Origin of the sequence: Candidatus Regiella endosymbiont of Tuberolachnus salignus (assembly GCF_964020115.1) — a bacterium.
GTDB lineage: Bacteria > Pseudomonadota > Gammaproteobacteria > Enterobacterales > Enterobacteriaceae > Regiella > Regiella insecticola.
In genome coordinates this window covers 1,593,787-1,613,128 of the sequence record NZ_OZ026542.1, presented here as the reverse complement: position 1 = coordinate 1,613,128, position 19,342 = coordinate 1,593,787, and the positions used below count along the sequence as shown (strand labels likewise).

Sequence of the window (19,342 nt, the reverse complement as noted above, 5' to 3'; positions counted from 1 at the left end):
TAATGATTGAATTAGGTGTGTCAGATCCTTACACACCCCGTAGTGATATTTCACCACCGTTGTAAGCTTTGACAGTCCCGTTTTGCTCTAATAATAATGCTCCTTGCGAATCAATCCCGCGGGCGATACCCCTGATTTCTTTTTTCCCGACAATCAATTTTACCGGACAATCACAATAATTATCTAACTGACGCCAGCGATCAATAAAAGCGGTTAATCCTTCTTTTTCAAATTGCATCATGTCACGCTTTAATGTAGCAAATAATTCTGCCGTTAATTCATTACGATCAATAGTAATCCCTGCTTCTTGTAACGTCGTCCAATCCTGGTTGATTGATTCTTTTTGTGCGGTTATTGGCATCAAAATATTAATACCTACCCCCATCACTAATTGCACTGCATCACCCATCTTTCCGGTTAATTCCACTAGGATCCCAGCCAATTTTTTACCATGTAGATAAAGATCATTCGGCCATTTTACTCGGATATCTTCCACACCCATTTGTTTGAGTACTTCCGCAATAGCGGTACCTATGACCAAGCTGAGTCCCATAACAGATTCAGGTCCTTGCTCCAATCGCCAAAACATAGAGAAATAAATATTGCTACCAAAGGGGGATACCCATTGGCGACCACGTCTGCCACGGCCAGAGTATTGATATTCAGCAACACAAGCATCACCCGATTGGAGCTCGTTCATACGCTCTAATAAATATTGATTCGTTGAGTCTATTATGGACAGAACCTCTATGTTCCCTGAGGCCGATGGCATATACCCTTCGCCTTTGAAGCCGCCGCGTTGTTGGCTGCAAGTGTTCGCCGAATCACGTAGTTGTCTACGCTCATCGGTCTCACACCCTGGTCGCCTAGCGGCAACTTCAAGGGCTGTGGGTATATAACTGCGTATTTTTTTCTCATCGAGCAGCTGGAGAGGGCAAGTTAAACAATAACCTCTGCCAGATAGACTAAATACATCCAGCCCCCAACTTTTTATTGTGCGAATGTGCTTATTAATTGCAGTACGGCTGATCCCCATGATTTCGCCTAATTTCTCACCAGAATGAAACATACCGTCAGCTAATATATTAATTAACCGTAGAGGGACTTTACTCTTTTTCACGAAAAATACTCCTTGGGATTAATTTCTCCATTCGCAGCAATGTAACGCACTTCCGGCTCCAACCAAACGGCAAATTTTGATGCTACTTGTCTACGCACATAATTAGCTAAATCAAGTATATCCTGAGGCACGGCTCGATCAATATTCACCAATACTAAAGCTTGTTGTTGATGGACGGCTGCTCCGCCTATACGGTAGCCTTTTAAAGAACATTGCTCGATCAACCAACCTGCTGCCAATTTCACACTATTATCTGATTGTTGGTAATAAGGCATATTGGGATATTGTTTTAGGAGCTGTATTGCCCTTTTTTTACTTACTAGCGGGTTTTTAAAAAAGCTTCCGGCATTACCATTCACTATCGGATCAGGCAATTTATTACGACGCAAAGTACAAACTAGATTAAAAATTTCTTTGGCAGTGACGGTGAGGGGATCCAAACGATTTAATTCACCATAGTTTAGTGTTGGGCGCCATACTTTAGCCAATTTAATCCCCACGGCAACAATAGCAAAACCTTCTCTGTAACGATGTTTAAAAATGCTATCACGATAACCAAATTGACAATCTTTTGCCGTAATACGTTGGTTAATACCGGTATTGAGATCCAAAACATCGACATATTCACATAGGTTTTCTAACTCAACTCCGTAAGCACCGATATTTTGAATAGGAGCTGCGCCAACACAGCCAGGGATCAGTGCTAAATTTTCTAATCCGGCCATATTGTTCTGTAATGAATAACACACTAATTGATGCCAATTTTCACCGGCGCCAACATGTAAATACCAAGTCGTACTGTCATCGGTATAACTGATCCCTTTAATCCGATTCAACAACACAGTCCCAGAAAAATCTTCGACAAATAATACATTACTGCCTGCGCCAAGTAGCAAAACAGGTTGATGTGCCTTTTTAGCTTCGTGCCACGTATTGGTGAGTGTTGAAATTGAATCAGCGTAGGCGACTTTAGTGGCATACATAGATAAAGCAAACGTATTGAGATTTTTTAGAGATGTCCCTTGATTTAACATAGCTTAAATGCCTATTTTAGAGTTTGCAGCTTCCTAATCGACAGCATTAGACTCTTTTTTGTTCGGAATGAGTAAAGACGTATTTTTTAGCGCTGATTTGAAACCATTTTTTCGTTTCTATTCGTATTGAGCAAGAGTCTACGGCGGTTCTTGTTAAGAGATCAATAAAGATTGTGTAGAAATTTATCCAGTGTGTCGTAAAATCTCGGCCTTTAGGCTGTGGGGATATAAGGAATGGTTTTCCAACTAACCTGTGTTAAAATGCCATGGCTAACAGCGAAAGCTTTGGCATAGCTATGACGGCAATCAGTACCGCAGGGCTTGCGGGATTTTCTCCTGTGGAGAGTCGGTGCAGTTAGGCCGTTCGATGAAGCAGGAATCCACTGAGGCGAGTCAGGCTTCAGTCTGAACGCGGTAGGAATCCTCGCCATTTAGGGCGTGGAGGATGCCAAATTTCCCTGTTTCATATCCCATGATTTTGTTAAAATGAGCCGCCTTGCAGTTCTACACCTTAAAAAATACCGAGGCACATATACCCTTCGCCTTTGAAGTTGCCTTCGGCTGCCAGGGCGACCGACCGATGAGCGTAGTCATACTACGTGATTCGGCGAACACCCGCAGCTAACAACGCGGCGGATTCAAAGGCGAAGGGTATAACAATGTGCAAGTGCTAGCCTGCTATCCAGCAGCTAAATTGCAAATAGTGGCAACGGAAGTCTAATTACATTTTGGGAACAGCGCCAGATGGATATTATGTTAAAAATTATTGACGCTCTATGGCAGCAAGATTATGAAACGCTGGCCAATCCATCTTTAGTTTGGGCGATATATATTTTATTATTTGTAATAATTTTTTTGGAAAATGGTTTACTTCCCGCCGCATTTTTACCCGGTGATAGCCTGCTGCTGCTTGTTGGCGTGTTGATCTCAAAAGAAGCAATGAATTTTTCCATCACACTCATTGTATTAACAACGGCAGCTAGCCTAGGCTGTTGGTTAAGTTATCTTCAGGGACGATGGTTAGGCAATACTAAAATTGTGCAAAAATGGCTGGCTTATCTTCCGGCGCATTATCATCAACGTTCTCATCAACTATTTCACCGTCATGGCTTGTCTGCGCTGCTAGTCGGTCGATTTTTAGCTTTTATTCGCACCCTATTACCTACTATTGCTGGAATTACTGGCCTGAATAACGCCCGCTTTCAATTTTTTAACTGGATGAGCGGCTTGCTTTGGGTACTGATTCTCACTTCCCTAGGATTTTTTCTAGGCAGAACGCCTGTTTTTATCCGATACGAAGATGAACTCATGTTTGTCTTAATATTGCTACCATTAGCACTATTGGTCATTGGGCTATTTGGCTCCATATATTTTTTGTGGCGAAAAAAATATGTTAATCCGGTCAAAGAAGATAACCAATCGTGATCCATCGTAAAGCGGGTTTTCGTCTGGCTACTAGGCAGTATTGGTGGTTAACGGCATTTGCTTTAGCCGCTCTTGTGGTATTTTTTATCTTTATCATGTTACCAACAAAAAATACGTTACAAATTATCGCTAATAAACCAGGATTCAAACTACCTGATGGTTTTGCAGTGTACCAATATCTCGATGAGCAAAAAATCCGTATTAAAAGCATTACATACGAAAATGACGCTCTAGTGATAAGCTTTGGATCCACAGAATATCAGCAACAAGCAATGGAAGTCATGCAGAGTATTCTACCTATAGGCTATGATATTGTACCAAGCCAATCTAAGGGTTTGTTCGAAATTTCCTGTGCTCGCTAATACTTTAGACTGTTTGCATAATCTACTGCTTGGTATGAATTCTGCGTTACCCGCTACTCGCAATTCTCATGTATCTGTACGTTAAGGTTGTTGTGCACCGTGACTTCATCCCCTTCGCTACGATCTTGCAATCAGTCTTTTGTTAAAACCGCACTCAAAATTCTCATTTATGCTATGTATACCCAATGAATTTCGAGTTACGACAAGGCGGCAATCAAGCGAATCTCAGGAGTGTACAGGTAGTACATGACTGTGATGAGTGCGAGCTGCCAACGCCGCCGTAACTTGAAAGGCGAAGGGGGTATAAACTGTGCTTTTATGGGCTCAAGCTAAAGCACGTCGTAGGAAATACAGATGTGATGTCGATACTTTGTTTTCCACCTCCTTATTTTAACATTGTTATTACGACGTCGTGTTCTAAGGCCTATGGCATGATTGAAACTTACCACACAATTTGCGGAAGACCCAAAATTCGATGGCTGTTGACACTTGTACAAAACAAGGCAGTAAATGAGCATTTTGAGCCCGTTTTTGACGAAGTATCAGCGAGCACAAGAGATTTCGAATAGGCTCTAAGACTTGTCATGCACAAGCGGCGACCTGTGAAGTGGGAAGCCTCGTCCAATAGGGCGGTGAGCAGTCACGCAAATGAAGGATAATATTGATGTACAATGACACAAATAACAGGTAACAGGTCGAAATGAAGAGGTAATGTATTGATAAGTAGTGATTTAAAAGTTGTGTGTAGTTGTGTTTTGTCGCCTATTATATAAGCAAAAAATTTTATTCATTTGTTTTTAATATATTATTTTATCATGGTGTGACTGTTATGTTACTAGTGCTACGTGTGATCTTAGCTGTTTTATATTGTCTCTTGGTGTGTATTTTCGGCGGAATGTATTGTTTATTTAACCCGCGTGATCCGCAACATGTTGCTCGTTTTGGCCGTTTATTTGGACGTCTATCAACGTTATTTGGTCTGAAGGTTGAACAACGGATGCCAACGGGATATCAACACTATGGCAATTGTATTTATATTGCCAATCATCAAAATAATTACGATATGGTCACCACGGCAAAAATAACGCCCCTGGGGGCGGTGACCGTGGGCAAAAAAAGTTTATTGTGGATCCCGTTATTTGGTTCTCTCTATTGGTTAACCGGTAATTTATTAATTGATCGTGACAATAAAACCAAAGCCCATAGCACGATCACACAGCTAGTTGAGCAAATTAAAAAAAGAAAACTTTCTGTTTTAATGTTTCCTGAAGGCACTCGCAGTCGTGGCCGGGGTTTACTGCCTTTTAAAAGCGGTGCTTTTCGTGCCGCTATGGCAGCAGGTGTCCCTATTGTGCCGATCTGTGTTTCTACCACTCATGGCAAGATTAATTTAAATCGTTTTTCGAACGGTTGGGTGATTATTGAAATGTTGCCGCCTATTGATACCCGCGCTTATAACAAAGAGCAGCTTCATCAATTAACGCAACATTGTCATCATTTAATGTTAGAAAAAGTAAAACAATTGGATCAAGAGGTAGCAGAACGAGTATCACTCGAAAAATAAGGCTCTTATTAAGAGGTTACATTCGATGGAGCCGATAATAATTTTTTAAACAAAAGTGGTAAAGAATTATATATACCTAATGAATTTCGAGTTACAGCAAGGCGGCAATCAATCAAATCCCAGGAGTGTACAGGTAGTACATGACTGAGATGAGTGATCGCTGTCAACGCCGCCTATAACCACGCCATATTGTATCCCTTCAATGACACTAATCGGTCACGGGGGAATTGACTTCTACGGTTTTGAAAGAGGTCTACTATTTCCAATAAATTTATCGTAGGAAGCGCCCTGAAAAATTAAAATTGATCTAATTTTATTTTTATAAAAATCTTTAATTAAATATAAAATATCATAATTTATATTATTTTATTTTTGGCTAGACATCTTCTTAAACTAATCTATAGCCGAATCAGTTTAATTTTATTCTGTGCTCCTCCTTAAATCAAATTAAACTGATTCGCTATCTCTATTCAGTAAAATTTCTGACTGTGTTTATGTAAAAATTATTAGGTCAGAATACTTAATGTTTTTACATTGCTTTTTTAAATAGCGTTGACATTTAATAAATTTATAAAAATATTTATTTTATTAAATCATGTTTGTGTTTTAAATGTATTTAATTAATGAATTATACGATTGAATACTTTTATTTTTAGGATTTCTCGCATCATAAATAAACGATGAATTAAAGATAAAATAAAAAACGAGGTCATTATGAATCATGTCGATTCCTTAGCAAAAGAGCTACTAAAAGAGAGCGTTCAATGGAAGAAATCTTTTGGTCAAGAACGTGAACTCACATTTAAATACCTGACACCGGATTATCATGACAGTGCATATTATGATAATGGTCAATACTATACTAATTTAAGCCCATTTACCGTTCAACAACGAGAGATCACTCAATCTATTCTCGATGAAATTGCAGATCTAACGGGTTTAAAATTCCGCATGGTTGGCAGCGATGAAGCAAGTAATTTAACCTTTGGTAATTACAATTCTACAACCAGTACTATTGCTGGCTATGCTTATTATCCTAATTCTTCTGAATCTAGTGCCATATGGATAAATACGCATTTTTTACCTAATTTCAAAAAAATAGTTACTCATGAAATCGGGCATGCTCTTGGATTGAGACACACCGAGGATTTGGCAAATCCTAACAGTGTTATGTCGTATGACGATAATATAGATGAGTTACAAGCTGCTGATATTTTAGCTTTACGCCAGTTGTACGAGCGTGATAGCGATCCGATAGCAGAGGAACGGATACAAAGACGTTTGCAGGAAAAGGAACAAATAAGAATACGAGAGCAGCAAGCACAAGAATTGCGACAGGCAAAAGAAATAGAACAGCGGCAGCAAACGATAGAGCGGAGCAGACAAGAATTTATGCGGGAGTCGCAGGCTCGAGAACAGGCATGGAAGCAGCAACAAGAACGAGAAGTGCAACAAATACAGCAAATAGAACGGAAGCAAAAAGAAGAATTACAGAAAAGAGAAGAACTCGCCCAGAAACAAGAGCAGGAACGAATACACAGACGCAGACAAGAAGAAGAAAGGATCCGGGCACTCGACAAGGCACGAGAAGAAGAAGATGCACAAATGGAACGAGAGCATCATGAAGAATCGGTAAGGAGACAAAAACAACAACAACAGATAGAACAAGAATATGCAGAAGAATTGGCAAGGAGACAAAAACAGGATGAACAGAGCAGGCTACAAGAGGTGGAGCAAGTTGAGAAAGAACAATTCAGTGAAACAGATCAAATTCAACGTCGGAATGAATCTGTTTTGGCGGTAAAAATCACCAATGATCATGCTTTTTATAAATTGATTTGTGAGAAGGCGTCTCATTATGACTATTCAGTCAAACAATTTAATTTACTCTATTTTAATATTTCTGAAGTTATGATCAAAAAACCGTTTACCATAAAAGAAATTAATGATTTTTGTCAGCAAAATGATATTTCGCTTTTTTCTAGCGATGAGCTATTAAGTTTAGTGCCTAAAAAAGAACGCCCTGTTTATGTAGAATATGCTGCTAACAGGGGAGGGGCTCCACAGCATGATTATTTATCCGCTAGCGTCGATATTAACGCCTCCTATATAGAAAAAAATGCAATGCCGCAAGAGAGCCAGCAAGATTATATTATCGACGCTGATGTGTTTTATAAATTTATTTATAAAAAATTGTGTAATAGTGAATATACCTATAGCCAATACAATATTTTATATGAGCGCATTTCTGAAGAATTGATCCATACCCGCCTTAGTATTGATGAAATTATGGAAAAATATGCTGAATGTGGTATCTCCCCCCCCATGCAAGAAGAAATTGAAGAGTTAATCACTAAACAAAAACAAACGCGCTCCACGGATAATTTTTATGAAAACACGGGGTTGAATTTTCAAGGTCGCATCAAGATTAACATGCAGGATAAACAACCGGCGCCTTCGGCAGAGGGGGATGGTTTTGAGTTAAATGTTGATTTATTTCAAGCGCGCTCTTTTGAAGATGCGCAAGACAAAAATAACGACGGCATTGCCAATAAGCAAAATATTCTGCGTTCGTTAGAAAGCACCTTAGCCACCTTTAACCACGTGTTTGGTATCAAAAAAGACAATAATCCACTAAAAGCTAATGGCAATACAGCGAGCTTCCGTCTCTTTCTTTTTGACGATGTTGCCAGTTACCAAAAATATTTATCGCAGAGCCGCGGTAAAAATATACCAGGTGGCAGGGCAGCAGAAAATTCAGATAACAATTATATTAGCAATATGTATTCGTATTATGACAATACGCAGTCTGATGCGCCCAGTCACTTAAACCATAAAAGTTACAACTATGTTATCCGCCATGAATTTGTCCAGGCGTTAACCTTTTATCTCACCTCAAAATTGGATCTTGGCAAAGTACTCATGGAAGGCTTAGCCGAATACGTAGTGCACTTAACCGATGGTGACAGCGTGACTGATTTTGCCAAGCGGGTGGGTGATGAGTATAAAGACTATTCTTTAGAACAAATCATTAAAGGAAAGATCGACCCTTACCGAACTGGGGCGGCGGCGGTGGCTTATCTTGAAGAAAGCTATCCTAATTTTATGGATAATTTGCTGTATGCGGCGACAGAAGATAGAAAAACAGACCAAGGCCGCGTTTATTTTAAACAGATGATGGAAGATATCTACGCCAGTGAAGCGAATAAAATACAGCAGGGCGATGGTTTTTCGCAGTGGGTGCAGCGCAATGCGGCTGAAGGGATGCCTGATCGCCTGGCCGATATTCACCAGATGCCGGCCGATGGCGGATCCTTGATAAATGCGGCGTCAGCCGAGGCGGCGGAGAGTGAGGGAGCAAGTGATCACGCGCCACAGCGCGATCAATCATCGTTATCGCCTCAAGCGTATCGCTCACAGTCAGGGCAGGGGATGGCGAACTTAATCGGCTCGATGCACAATTTTGTTGATAACCACCCTCAGGTGTCATCAAGCGGTTCAGCGCCGTTTCGTCCGGCATTACAACCCGATGGATTGGTGCCTTCAGGATTTGTTCGGCATCAATAACTGCCGGCACGCTAATACTATTTTTCATACCTACTCAAAGCTACCTGTAAGTAGCTTTGATGCTTCAAGAGACGAGTTTTCACTTGGCTCTTACTGGCAGCGGTTTGCCGAAGGATTGTATCAAGCTCAATACCTGAGTTTTTAAAAGTGCGGTAGGTTTCTCTGACTGCATCCTGTGTTGGCTCCAAAGCACATTCCAATCGACGCTGCAAAGTGAATGGCAAGATGATCTTGCCAAAATCTGTGTGTTTAAAGTCGCCCCAAAAATCTTTAGCATTCTTTCAAATTAAAATCGGCTTGCGATGCAGTCGAACCTGCGAAATTTGCCGTTTTGGGCTCCAACCACTTTTTGCACAAAACGGGCTGGATTGTGATCTACACTGATTTCAACAATCCAACCTCAGAATACAAATAGCCAAGATTTTTAACAGGTTTTAAAATGAAACTCATTGGCGGATGTTACAATCTTCCCTTTAATTTTTGCATAAAAATACGCCAAGTTAATTTGGGGTATTGCTGTATTTAACGCTACGCTTAGGTTTGAACGATTGTTGAATGTGCTCCTTTGCTTTGATAGATAATCTAGATTGTCTAGATAATAGTATAGAGCTCTATTCGTCGCATCAGGATAAAACCATTATGTTAATACGTCCTTCTTTGCTGCTGATATGGCCTGTGTTTTTTATTTTTATGTTTACACATGTCGCAATGGCGGATAGCTGTGAAAGCAAAATAAATAATATACAGAAGCAGATAGACTATGCCAAAAAACACAACAATACTCACCGTGTCACTGGGTTGATAACTGCCCAAAAAGAAATAACAGCGCACTGTGTCAGCGCTAATGATAAAAGACCGTAAATTGCTAATTTAATTTGTCCACTCAAGCCAGAATGCAGTTTCCTTTGTGGTGACAAAGCCATGAGGGAAATAAGCATGCTAAGAAGAGAGGACCACTACATGATAAAACAACGCCATCAACAGGGGGCATTTATTGTTGATATTGCCCATCAGATAGGGTGTTCAGAAAAAACGGTGAGACGGCACATTAGCTATCCTGCGCCGCCAACAGCAAAACGCGGTAAAAAACAGGTTGCTAAACTCGAGCCCTTTAAAGACTACATCGATTCAAGGTTGAGTGAACAGGTTTGGAATGCGGCGGTTATTTTTGAGGAAATCCGTGAAAAAGGCTACCGGGGTGGGAGTGCGATGCTCCGACGTTATATACATCCCAAACGTCCGCTCAGGGCCTCGAAAAACACGGTACGCTTTGAAACCCTCCCCGGTTATCAACTTCAACACGATTGGGGAGAAATCATCGTTGAGGTGGCAGGCTCTGCCTGTACGGTTAATTTTGCCGTTAATACGCTCGGTTTTTCGCGTCGCTTTCATGTCTTTGCTGCCCCTAAGCAAGATGCTGAGCACACGTATGAATCGCTGGTTCGCAGCTTCAATTACTTCGGTGGCAGCGTAAAAAATGTCTTGGTAGATAACCAAAAAGCCGCTGTTATCAAACATGGACAAAATGGCCACATCGAGTTCAATGCGGGCTTCCTGCAACTGGCTAATCACTATGGGTTTAGCCCTCGCGCCTGTAAGCCTTATCGACCGCAAACGAAAGGCAAAACCGAACGGATGGTGGGCTATGTTAAACACAATTTTTTCACTCGCTACCGTCAGTTTGAGAGTTTCGCTCATGTTAATCAACTGCTAGCGATGTGGCTGGCGAAAGTGGCAGACCAGCGTCATCTTCGTCAATTCAAGCAGACACCGGAAAATCGTTTTGCTGAGGAAAAAATAGCCTTGATGCCACTCCCTGCGACTGATTTCGATACCAGCTACTTCGACCTACGACAAGTGGCATGGGACAGCTATATCGATGTCAGAGGTAATCGCTATAGCGTGCCTTCATTCTGGTGTGGTCGTGCGGTTAATATTCGTATCGGTTTAGATAATACGCTACGTATTTACGGCGATGAGCAACTGCTCGCGACGCATCTCTTGCAGGAGGTAACGCAGGGCTGGCAAAAGGTGCCAGAACATCATCAAGCCCTTTGGCAACAGGTCAATCGAGTAGCGTCTCGTTCGCTCAGTGTGTATGAGGAGCTACTCTGATGGAAATGGAAAACTTGTTGATACGGTTAAAAATGGATTACCTGGGCGATGCGTTGGAGAGTTTATGTGAAGAAGCCACCAAGAAAGCACTGAACTACCGTGAATTTCTCCAGCAGGCATTAGCCCAGGAATGGAACGGGCGTCACCAAAAAGGCTTGGAATCGCGGTTAAAACAAGCACGTTTGCCGTGGATAAAAACCTTGGAGCAATTTGACTTTACTTTCCAACCAAGTATAGACAGGAAAATTATCCGCGAGCTGGCGGGGCTGAGGTTTGTCGAACATCATGAAAACGTCATTTTGTTAGGCCCACCTGGGGTAGGGAAAACGCATTTGGCGATAGCGCTGGCTGTCAAGGCAGCTACAGCTGGGCATCGGGTATTGTTTATGCCTCTGGATAGACTCTGCTGTACCTTAATGAAGGCAAAGCAAGAAAACCGTCTGGAACGCCAACTTCAGCAACTGTGCTATGCCAGGGTATTAATACTGGATGAAATCGGGTATTTACCGATGAATCGCGAAGAAGCTAGCCTATTTTTCAGGTTATTGAGCCGTCGTTATGAAAAGGCGAGCATCATTCTCACATCAAATAAAAGTTTTACTGATTGGGGGGACGTATTCGGTGATCACATTTTAGCAACTGCGATTTTAGACAGGCTTTTACATCATTCAACCACATTGAATATTAAAGGAGAAAGCTATCGACTCAAAAATAAACGCAAAGCAGGCATGTTGCCTATAAAAACGACTGATATTATCCAGGCGCCTGGAATAGAAACCCAACAGGAAAATTAGCAAAAACTGGACATTTTAAAGTAGCAAAAAGTGGTCAATCTAAAGTAGCGTTGACAAGCATTAAAGTGATCAATAAAAAAGGCCGGGGGTTTTTTAAAAAAGAGATCAAAGGCAGTGATACCGGCATGTTACGTACCCGGGTTTTGTTTTCTGAGGGCGATAAACTGGAGATATATCATGCACAGGCAGAAGAACGTTTAAAAATGCTGTCTTCTGGTGTCAAGGCTGATTTTACCGTGGATGCAAAAACCACGACCTTTATCATGACACCGAGAGGTCTGGAAAAAATTCTGTTTTCACCTCGGCCAACACAGGGCGATACAGCAGACAAGATGGCTCAGGCCATGTCTGGTTTTACCCTTTTCCCTTTAGGCGCCGTTTCCTGTCAGCAAGATAACAGGCTAACACCATCCGAATTCTTCAGTGCTTTGGTCAGTGCAGGGTCATACAGCGGCTTTTGGTAGCATGGTAATACGCCGGATAAATCATTTTCCCTGGCATAACTACTTATCGTAACTAGCAAAAATGCGATTGCAAGAGGTTTTAGATGAAATTAATCAACCATAAAGAACTGCATAAAGAATGGATGCAAGACACAGAATATGAGGCTGCCTACGCAGAAGAAGAACGCAAAGAAAGACTGAAAAGTACTCTTGCCGAATGGCGGAAACTTGACAATTTGACGAAAGCGGAGGTTGCAAAAAGAATGGGGGGTTAAGCCACCTGTTGTTTCTCGTCTGGAAAATAATATCACGAAGGCCAGCATTGAGACGTTGACACGCTATGCTCGTGCCTGCCGCGTCAAGAATCCATCTATTCTCCTGTAGAGGGTAACTTCTATACAGTTCTTTTACATACGCTTTCAGCGTATATTTTGAACGATTTAACAAATGTACAGAGTAAACCAACATTGATAAATCTATTTTTTACGGAATACAAGTTAACAATCGGTCAATACCTTCCCTTCCTGTGCCGAAAAACAATTAACACCCGCACAGGCATAACAAGGCTTGCCGGTATTTTTGATTACCCGAATGGCTTTATCATCCCAGAGCGCTGTCATTTGGCTGTCTTTAACATTAGTGACGGCCAGTTTGGGCAGCCCATGGGCTAACAGCCAATGCTGTACTGCACTCACCCCGCTGGGGGTTTCGGCACGAGCGGTAAAAATACGTACCTCTTTTCCTGCACTCAACCACGTTTTTATCTGCTGCACCATCGGAGCCAAGGGGCGCCCCAATTGATTGCCTTGACTCGGTAAGTAATCGGCTAAGGTGCCATCAAAATCTACCCCTATCCATCCCATACACTGTCCTTTTTTTTCCTGTGATTAAAATCAATATTTATGCAGTTTATTGGCATAATCTGCAATTAACACCCGCTACCTACTCCTCGTTAGGTTCTCTCTGCGCTATTCTCTGCTATGCGAATTTCATTGAATCCCCGGATCGTTTTTCAACATATCGTCACAACCGTAGCGCTTATGGCTGCCAGGAGCGGATCAAAAAACGCCCTTCAGTACCTCAAGCGTGCGCTCCCCGCCACGCCCCCGCGCTTTGGCTAATGTATGCATATTTATGCACCCTTTTATCGGGGTGAAAACCGTTGATATGGAAGCCCTGAAAAACCGAAATGAATGCTATATTTTGAGCTAAGCCTTTGTAACGCACTTTTCTAAAGTTGAACTGGCATTTTAATACACGGAAGGGGTGTTCTACTTTAGCCCGGATTTTCGCGTTGAGACTTTGCTGATGCCGATGTTTTTCCCATACCTGCTGCTCCTGCCCGGGCAAGGCCAATACCCTCCGTCGGAGGATGTGCCAGGTGACCACGCTAACCGGCATCACCATGAACAACCTCTTCTTGGCCGTGAAGAAGGTGATGAACTTGCGTCACATCGGCTACATTCGCCGAGGTTCCCACCAGGGAATGCACCAGCCCCGTCTGTGCATTCACGCCAATATGCGCTTTCATGCCAAAGTAGCACTGATTGCCTTTACGGGTGGCTTTCATGTCTGGCTCACGAGTATTTTGCCGGTTTTGAGTTGAACTGGGTGCATGAATAATCGTAGCATCGACAATGCTACCCCGTTTGATAAATAGCTGAAGCGAAGCTAAATGCGTATTAACTTCTTCAAACAGCGCTTCACTTGGGGTAATGACGACTGAATTTGGCCAGAATCTTTTCCCGGGGAACTATCCTATTCATTTGCGCTTAAAAGTCGGCTCGTCTCGTCGATTTCGTTTTCATTTCACTATTAACCTAAAAAAATTATTGCTAACAGAATAGACTACTTTTAGCGGTTTTTCAGGGCTTCCATATGGCATAGGTGGTATAAATTGATGTATAATACTGAGATGACCTATCCATTAAAATTTCGCCAACATGTCTTGGCTATTAAAACGCAAGAAAAGCTCACTTATGCCCAAACAGCGACACGTTTTTGTGTGGGGACAGCGAGCCTGATGCGCTGGGCTAAACGCATAGAACCTTGCCTGACTCGAGATAAACCCGCTACCAAAATAAACCAAGCGGCGTTAATCCTTGACGTAGAAACCTATCCTGACGCGTCTCAATACGAACGCGCTCAACGTATGGGGGTTAGTGCTCGAGGTATCTGCGATGCGTTAAAACGTGCCGGGTTTAGCTATAAAAAAAACATTTTATCATCCCAAAATCGACGTCCAAGCGCGAAAAGATTTCCAAAACAAGCTCCAGGCCTATGAAGCCTGTGATACCCCGATAGTTTACGTGGATGAAAGCGGTTTGTAGTGGTCAAGTAAACCCAGACACATTTTTAAGACAAATTGATTACAGGTATAAGCTCAAATTCGATGGGTGAAAAATAAGCGAGTAGACTATGTGGTCTTCTACTATTGTAATAGGCTAAATAATCCAGCCCCCCTAACTTGGCATCATTACGGGTTTTAAGTATTTCATAATTCAAGTATTCATATTTCAAGCTCCGAAAAAAACGTTCTGTTGGTGCGTTATCCCAACCTTGCCCTTTACCACTCATACTGGCTTGCACACCCATCACTTGCAAATGGGCACGATACTGATGGCGGGTATATTGGCTGCCTCTATCTGAGTGATGGAGCAACCCTTTTGGAGGTTTTCTGCGCCAGTAAGCCATCTGGAGAGCTTGTACACACAGTGCTGTCTTCATGTGGGCTGCCATTGCCCAACCGATTATTTGGCGCGAGTATAAGTCCATCACCACCGCTAAATACATCCAGCCTTCATAAGTCCAAACATAGGTGATATCCGTTGTCCATACCTCCTCTCTCTGAGTAACAGTAAATTCCCGCGCCAACAGGTTGGGTACGATAGAATGATTATGAGCGCTGTCCGTTGTTATCTTATGGCGTTTTGGATAACGGGCAAATAACGCTAATTTTTTCATGAGGCTTCGTACTTTGTAGCGACCCACTGAAAATCCTAATTCATTAATTTTTACCTTTAACCTTCTAGAACCCAGCGTCTTTTTATGGTCTATAAATAGTCTAACCGCCTCTTGCTCCAGCGCCGTCAAGGCAGAAGCGATTACCTGATGTGATTTTCATGCCCTCTCATAAAACTCACTTTGCTGCGTCTTGTTTAAACTCCAGCGTAAATGTCAATGGCTTCTTTTTACTTTTCATTTTATACACCTCTGATTTGCAGTTTATTACAGCTCTTCAAAAGTGGCCGGAAACATTAGACCATTACACTGCTGCGTCATACCTATGCGACAAAAACCAATGCAGAGCGGGCGGCACAGGCAAAATGGCAACAACTGCAACGGGGCGTGGCGAAATTCTCTCTTCAGCTTGCCCAAGGCTGGGCTGACCTCATCCCCGAAACCCCGATCAACGTCAGCGGATTTAAAGCGGAAATCGATCAGGCCAACTGGATACTCACGACTGCCACTCACACCTTAAATGACCAGGGTTTTACCACCGCGCTCGCAGTCGAATATGCCGGCTGGATTCGACCTGATTTCCGTATTAGGGTTAATCAGACGTTTATTGATTACCGCCGTGGAAAAATCACGAAAGAGACGCCAAAAAGACAGCCACACCGTGATGAGGGCAGCGGATTACCGGAATTTCGGAAGGCCAAAGCGATGCAGATAGTGATGGAAGTAGCAGAAAAAACCTTTGCCTGGGCAACCTTACTTTCTCCGCTATCCCGACAAGGGGTTATTGCTGGACTGATCAACCCATTAGCCGGGTGTGAGGTCGTTCCCCTGCCGCTACTTGTTGAAAAACTGTATCGCGCAAGTGAAATTGGCAAATTGTTTGATGTCTCAGCGAATAAAATTGGGCGGATCGCAAATGATAATGACATGAAAACCGAGCAATATGGCGAGTATCATCTGGATAAATCTCGGCACAGCGATAAACAAGTGCAAGCCTTTCGCTATAACAACCATGCCCTCAACACATTCAGACACATTCTTATTGCTGAGCAAGAGGCGAAAGAACATGCCTTGGTTTAAGCGGTTGACGATAGGAGTATCCTTGGGCTATATTTTACTTGCACCTGCAAAATCGGGTGTCGGGATTAGCCTCCTGCCAAATACCGCGACAATAGACACGCCGCGAGCGTGTTTTTTATTGTCATAGCATCCGAACATCTAATGGTGGACTGGATGGGGCAACCGAAAGGTTGGCCGGTACACGGTTCCGGTAAGGCTAACCCTGTTCAGTTCATCACCCAAGATTAGCCTCAAAGGTGATGATTTTAGAAACTAACCGTGAGTATGATGCTATGAACAATACATCTGTTATCCCTTTTACATTTGAATCCCATGTTATTCGCATAGTCGTTGTTAACGGTGATCCTTGGTTTATCGTAGTAGATGTTTGTAGTGCGCTAGGATTATCCAATCCTACTAAAGCAATCTTAAATTTAGATTGTGACGAAAAAGCCCTAACTTCAATTCAGGGCTTAAGTCGTGGCAATGAAAAAGCTAACATTATCTCTGAATCCGGTATGTACATTTTAGTCCTGCGTAGCCGCGATGCAGTAAAGCAAGGCACAGTTCCTCACCGTTTTCGTAAATGGGTCACTAACGAGCTGTTGCCACAGATCCGTAAAACAGGCAGTTATCAGGCTCCTCAACAACCAAAATACCACCCGCAGTCTCCCGAACTGCTCAGCCATGACGATTTAAGCCATCTCACCCGCTTAGTGTGGTGTATGAGCAACGGCTTTCATTTTAATCAGTCTTGGAGTAACGCCATTTGGTATGCACTGCGTCAGGTCACGGGCATTCCCTCACCACAGCGGTTCGAGGTGCAAAAAATCCCGCTGCTAGCAGAAGAATGCCGCCGGATTTATACGATCACCAATCAATTTAAAGCAGTTATATTTGAAGCGGAAAAACAAGTTATCCGGCGTTGCCTCCGCAAGCGTGAGAATGCAGAAAGGGTCATCAGCGAAATGCAGCAATCACTCGAGGGGGCAGCACAATCGAACGTTTCTACGCTCAACTCAACACTGGCACAGTGGGAAGAACGTGAAATTAACTTATTCGCTCAACGTAGCCACTATCGTGTAGCGCATCATTCTAGTTATTAATTGATCTCTCCCCAGATAACTATTTTAGGGATTTATTAATCACAATATATTTGTGGAGAATTTCTGCATGCAAAATTTACCCTTGGGACGAGCATTTCACTCACGGCAACGAATTTAATATCGCATCATCAACCCACGGAGTTCTAGACCATGAAAACATAAACATACACAAACAATAACGGCGACACCATCACCGTTGATATCAATTAACCTTAGCGCTAACAGCGGTGGTTCACAGCCACCCCTGTCAGCTCACCATCACAACCTGAACAAGAGGTCATCATGGCTAACATCGATATTACCCAATTTTCTGAATTACGCAACGTCTTTCCTGAGTTAACGGCGGTGCAATTTGAAACGGCGATGCTGTTTTCCTTGGGCGTGCCACAAAAAGAAATTGCTTTATTACCTGCCGTCTCTTATCCCGCGGTGAAACAAGCGTTAACCAGTGCCAAACTTAAATTTGAACCCCGTTCACTGCACGGTTTGTTCACGATATTTCATATCCGCCTAACACTGTTTGCCTTGCAGGGATGCCGCAAACGCCTGCCCCGAGAGCGATGAGCGCAAAAAAGACAGTCTCCACTGAGGAGACTAGCCATTTTTATTTTTCTGCCTAAACTGGGCACGGGCTAAGTAACTGACCCTCTTCTATTGAGGAGAGGGCGTGAAGAGGTGAAGAACCGCCGATGAGACAATAGCACTGGAATTAAACACCTTCCCCCTAACCGCGCTGATGGACAAGAGTCTAGATAGCTGGGGAATCAAAGACAGGCACTCGCGTTTTATTTATACCAACCGTGCTTTTCTGGATTGTTTTAATTTACCACCGGGAGTCGATATTGTCGGCAAACGGCATGATGAACTGCCCTCCTGCGTGGCAGAATTTTTGGCTAATTTACGACAGGAAGAAAAAAACGTCATTAAAAGAGGACAAAGAACGACGCTGATAAAAGCGCATTTATTGAGGCATAAGCAAAAACGCCACCCTTATTTATACGAAATCTTCCCGCTGTATAATCAAGAAGGCCGCTGTGTGGGCACGGTTTTTTATGGCAAAAAGCCCGATACTTTTTCATTACCTCCCATCAGATATTTTTACGCTATCTGAATGGCAGATTATCTTTTATTTATTACACACTTTGATCACCAGGGAAATCACGATAAATAAAAAATAGAATACGTATTATCGACCCAAAGGCAAAAGTAAATTCATTGCGGGAATTTAAAATATTTTACCATCAAACCGGTTTTGATCGTTATTTTTTCCAAGAATGCCTCTTACTTGGCATCCAATTTTTTGAAAAAAAAGGAGCGGATCATTATGAGTAACAAACAAAGCAGAATCAGAAAACGCGCATTAAGGAATAAGCTATTAGCTGCCAAACGGAGAGAAAAAAATAAAACCTGGTTTACTCGATTAATGTGTTTATTTAAGCAGGAGAAAACGCATGTTATCTACTGAGACTGAAAAGAAAATAACTATTTCCACCCCACTCTACCAAACACTGGAAAAATACGCCGCTTCGGTGAGCGTTCATTGTGAATGTACGGTCACACCAGATAATTTTATTCATTACCTGATCCAGCATTATGCTGAAAGCGCTAGCGATAATATTATTGCTGCGCTGGAAAATTAAAAAAATATCATGAAAGAATAAAAGAAAAATAATCGCTCTTTTGATTTCGGTTATTTTTATCGGATAGATATTTAACGCCATTTTTTTGCTAAAAATAAGGAGGAGGATGAAGGGTAATAATACCTGAAAATTGTCAATACTATTATTTTTGT

General features: G+C 42.3%; 20 protein-coding genes and 5 pseudogenes. 17 read left to right on the top strand and 8 right to left on the bottom strand.

Annotated elements, in window-relative coordinates:
• Positions 1–28: 28 nt before the first annotated feature.
• Complete coding sequence (birA, locus tag AACL30_RS08335) at positions 29–1,120, bottom strand: bifunctional biotin--[acetyl-CoA-carboxylase] ligase/biotin operon repressor BirA (protein ID WP_339058338.1); 1,092 nt, start codon at positions 1,118–1,120, stop codon at positions 29–31.
• Positions 1,117–2,154, bottom strand: coding sequence for a UDP-N-acetylmuramate dehydrogenase (gene murB / locus AACL30_RS08330; RefSeq protein ID WP_339058337.1), 1,038 nt, complete (start codon positions 2,152–2,154; stop codon positions 1,117–1,119). The genes birA and murB overlap by 4 nt, the downstream gene beginning before the upstream one ends.
• A gap of 496 nt (positions 2,155–2,650) precedes the next feature.
• Here murB and AACL30_RS08325 point away from each other — a divergent pair, with 496 nt between their 5' ends.
• The 5 genes from AACL30_RS08325 to AACL30_RS08305 all read left to right on the top strand — a co-directional run bounded on the left by AACL30_RS08325 (position 2,651) and on the right by AACL30_RS08305 (position 9,072).
• On the top strand, positions 2,651–2,779 hold the full coding sequence (locus AACL30_RS08325) for a hypothetical protein (protein WP_339058336.1): 129 nt from the start codon (positions 2,651–2,653) through the stop codon (positions 2,777–2,779).
• A gap of 119 nt (positions 2,780–2,898) precedes the next feature.
• Positions 2,899–3,579, top strand: coding sequence for a DedA family protein (locus AACL30_RS08320; protein WP_006704211.1), 681 nt, complete (start codon positions 2,899–2,901; stop codon positions 3,577–3,579).
• Positions 3,576–3,941, top strand: a complete 366-nt coding sequence (gene mzrA / locus AACL30_RS08315; protein WP_339058335.1) for an EnvZ/OmpR regulon moderator MzrA — start codon at positions 3,576–3,578, stop codon at positions 3,939–3,941. The genes AACL30_RS08320 and mzrA overlap by 4 nt, the downstream gene beginning before the upstream one ends.
• A gap of 829 nt (positions 3,942–4,770) precedes the next feature.
• A complete protein-coding gene (locus tag AACL30_RS08310) occupies positions 4,771–5,505 on the top strand; it encodes a 1-acylglycerol-3-phosphate O-acyltransferase (protein ID WP_339058334.1) in 735 nt (244 codons plus the stop codon).
• A 714-nt stretch (positions 5,506–6,219) separates the two neighbouring features.
• On the top strand, positions 6,220–9,072 hold the full coding sequence (locus AACL30_RS08305; protein WP_339058333.1) for a matrixin family metalloprotease: 2,853 nt from the start codon (positions 6,220–6,222) through the stop codon (positions 9,070–9,072).
• Positions 9,073–9,170: 98 nt separating this feature from the next.
• On the opposite strand, the pseudogene AACL30_RS08300 reads toward AACL30_RS08305, so the two are convergent.
• Positions 9,171–9,414 (bottom strand): annotated as a pseudogene (locus tag AACL30_RS08300) (type I restriction-modification system subunit M N-terminal domain-containing protein); the annotation flags it as partial.
• 213 nt (positions 9,415–9,627) lie between these two features.
• On the opposite strand from AACL30_RS08300, the pseudogene AACL30_RS08295 reads away from it, so the two are divergent.
• Positions 9,628–9,855, top strand: a pseudogene (locus AACL30_RS08295) (hypothetical protein); the annotation flags it as partial.
• Here the strand turns inward: AACL30_RS08295 and AACL30_RS08290 are convergent.
• Positions 9,855–10,010 carry a hypothetical protein gene (locus AACL30_RS08290; RefSeq protein ID WP_339058519.1) on the bottom strand — a complete coding sequence of 52 codons (156 nt, stop codon included), beginning with the start codon at positions 10,008–10,010 and terminating at the stop codon, positions 9,855–9,857. The pseudogene AACL30_RS08295 and the gene AACL30_RS08290 overlap by 1 nt on opposite strands.
• On the opposite strand from AACL30_RS08290, the gene istA reads away from it, so the two are divergent.
• The 4 genes and pseudogenes from istA to AACL30_RS08270 all read left to right on the top strand — a co-directional run bounded on the left by istA (position 10,009) and on the right by AACL30_RS08270 (position 12,808).
• On the top strand, positions 10,009–11,187 hold the full coding sequence (gene istA, locus AACL30_RS08285) for an IS21 family transposase (protein WP_339056344.1): 1,179 nt from the start codon (positions 10,009–10,011) through the stop codon (positions 11,185–11,187). The two genes, AACL30_RS08290 and istA, sit on opposite strands and share 2 nt — an antisense overlap.
• Positions 11,184–11,981: an IS21-like element helper ATPase IstB gene (gene istB, locus AACL30_RS08280; protein ID WP_339058365.1), complete on the top strand. Its 798-nt coding sequence runs from the start codon at positions 11,184–11,186 to the stop codon at positions 11,979–11,981. The genes istA and istB overlap by 4 nt, the downstream gene beginning before the upstream one ends.
• 50 nt (positions 11,982–12,031) lie before the next feature.
• Positions 12,032–12,445 (top strand): putative mucin/carbohydrate-binding domain-containing protein, encoded by a 414-nt coding sequence (locus AACL30_RS08275; protein WP_339058332.1) that lies wholly within the window; start codon positions 12,032–12,034, stop codon positions 12,443–12,445.
• Between the two features lie 83 nt (positions 12,446–12,528).
• Positions 12,529–12,808: pseudogene (locus tag AACL30_RS08270) on the top strand (helix-turn-helix domain-containing protein).
• 113 nt (positions 12,809–12,921) lie between these two features.
• On the opposite strand, the gene AACL30_RS08265 reads toward AACL30_RS08270, so the two are convergent.
• From AACL30_RS08265 to AACL30_RS08255, 3 genes and pseudogenes are all read right to left on the bottom strand, one after another.
• Positions 12,922–13,287, bottom strand: a complete 366-nt coding sequence (locus AACL30_RS08265) for a hypothetical protein (RefSeq protein WP_339058331.1) — start codon at positions 13,285–13,287, stop codon at positions 12,922–12,924.
• 331 nt (positions 13,288–13,618) lie between these two features.
• Positions 13,619–13,717, bottom strand: a pseudogene (locus AACL30_RS16480) (transposase); the annotation flags it as partial.
• 98 nt (positions 13,718–13,815) lie between these two features.
• Positions 13,816–14,069, bottom strand: a pseudogene (locus tag AACL30_RS08255) (transposase); the annotation flags it as partial.
• A 270-nt stretch (positions 14,070–14,339) separates the two neighbouring features.
• Between AACL30_RS08255 and AACL30_RS08250 the strand changes: the two are divergent.
• A complete protein-coding gene (locus tag AACL30_RS08250) occupies positions 14,340–14,708 on the top strand; it encodes an IS630 transposase-related protein (RefSeq protein WP_339057934.1) in 369 nt (122 codons plus the stop codon).
• Between the two features lie 71 nt (positions 14,709–14,779).
• Here AACL30_RS08250 and AACL30_RS08245 read toward each other — a convergent pair whose 3' ends face one another.
• Positions 14,780–15,517, bottom strand: a complete 738-nt coding sequence (locus AACL30_RS08245) for an IS3 family transposase (protein ID WP_339058329.1) — start codon at positions 15,515–15,517, stop codon at positions 14,780–14,782.
• A gap of 255 nt (positions 15,518–15,772) precedes the next feature.
• Here AACL30_RS08245 and AACL30_RS08240 point away from each other — a divergent pair, with 255 nt between their 5' ends.
• The 6 genes from AACL30_RS08240 (at position 15,773) to AACL30_RS08215 (ending at position 19,190) form a co-directional block, all read left to right on the top strand.
• A complete protein-coding gene (locus AACL30_RS08240) occupies positions 15,773–16,465 on the top strand; it encodes a hypothetical protein (RefSeq protein WP_339058328.1) in 693 nt (230 codons plus the stop codon).
• A gap of 239 nt (positions 16,466–16,704) precedes the next feature.
• A complete protein-coding gene (locus AACL30_RS08235) occupies positions 16,705–17,550 on the top strand; it encodes a BRO-N domain-containing protein (RefSeq protein WP_339058327.1) in 846 nt (281 codons plus the stop codon).
• Positions 17,551–17,832: 282 nt separating this feature from the next.
• A complete protein-coding gene (locus AACL30_RS08230; RefSeq protein ID WP_339058084.1) occupies positions 17,833–18,114 on the top strand; it encodes a transcriptional regulator in 282 nt (93 codons plus the stop codon).
• 172 nt (positions 18,115–18,286) lie between these two features.
• Positions 18,287–18,661: a PAS domain-containing protein gene (locus AACL30_RS08225; RefSeq protein WP_339058326.1), complete on the top strand. Its 375-nt coding sequence runs from the start codon at positions 18,287–18,289 to the stop codon at positions 18,659–18,661.
• A 213-nt stretch (positions 18,662–18,874) separates the two neighbouring features.
• Positions 18,875–19,015: a hypothetical protein gene (locus tag AACL30_RS08220; protein ID WP_339058325.1), complete on the top strand. Its 141-nt coding sequence runs from the start codon at positions 18,875–18,877 to the stop codon at positions 19,013–19,015.
• Entirely contained in the window at positions 19,002–19,190 is a 189-nt protein-coding gene (locus AACL30_RS08215) for a hypothetical protein (RefSeq protein ID WP_339057645.1), read from the top strand. The genes AACL30_RS08220 and AACL30_RS08215 overlap by 14 nt, the downstream gene beginning before the upstream one ends.
• Positions 19,191–19,342: the final 152 nt, after the last annotated feature.

What these genes read in the sequence shown, in the direction of transcription:
- AACL30_RS08320 (WP_006704211.1), top strand. Translation starts at nt 2,899, where the DNA reads ATGGATATTATGTTAAAAATTATTGACGCTCTATGGCAGCAAGATTAT.
- AACL30_RS08305 (WP_339058333.1), top strand. Translation starts at nt 6,220, where the DNA reads ATGAATCATGTCGATTCCTTAGCAAAAGAGCTACTAAAAGAGAGCGTT.
- AACL30_RS08215 (WP_339057645.1), top strand. Translation starts at nt 19,002, where the DNA reads ATGTTATCTACTGAGACTGAAAAGAAAATAACTATTTCCACCCCACTC.
- AACL30_RS08230 (WP_339058084.1), top strand. Translation starts at nt 17,833, where the DNA reads ATGGCTAACATCGATATTACCCAATTTTCTGAATTACGCAACGTCTTT.
- AACL30_RS08310 (WP_339058334.1), top strand. Translation starts at nt 4,771, where the DNA reads ATGTTACTAGTGCTACGTGTGATCTTAGCTGTTTTATATTGTCTCTTG.
- AACL30_RS08225 (WP_339058326.1), top strand. Translation starts at nt 18,287, where the DNA reads ATGGACAAGAGTCTAGATAGCTGGGGAATCAAAGACAGGCACTCGCGT.
- AACL30_RS08290 (WP_339058519.1), bottom strand. Translation starts at nt 10,010, where the DNA reads ATGCTTATTTCCCTCATGGCTTTGTCACCACAAAGGAAACTGCATTCT.
- murB (WP_339058337.1), bottom strand. Translation starts at nt 2,154, where the DNA reads ATGTTAAATCAAGGGACATCTCTAAAAAATCTCAATACGTTTGCTTTA.
- AACL30_RS08265 (WP_339058331.1), bottom strand. Translation starts at nt 13,287, where the DNA reads ATGGGATGGATAGGGGTAGATTTTGATGGCACCTTAGCCGATTACTTA.
- AACL30_RS08220 (WP_339058325.1), top strand. Translation starts at nt 18,875, where the DNA reads ATGAGTAACAAACAAAGCAGAATCAGAAAACGCGCATTAAGGAATAAG.
- AACL30_RS08235 (WP_339058327.1), top strand. Translation starts at nt 16,705, where the DNA reads ATGATTTTAGAAACTAACCGTGAGTATGATGCTATGAACAATACATCT.
- istA (WP_339056344.1), top strand. Translation starts at nt 10,009, where the DNA reads ATGCTAAGAAGAGAGGACCACTACATGATAAAACAACGCCATCAACAG.
- AACL30_RS08250 (WP_339057934.1), top strand. Translation starts at nt 14,340, where the DNA reads ATGACCTATCCATTAAAATTTCGCCAACATGTCTTGGCTATTAAAACG.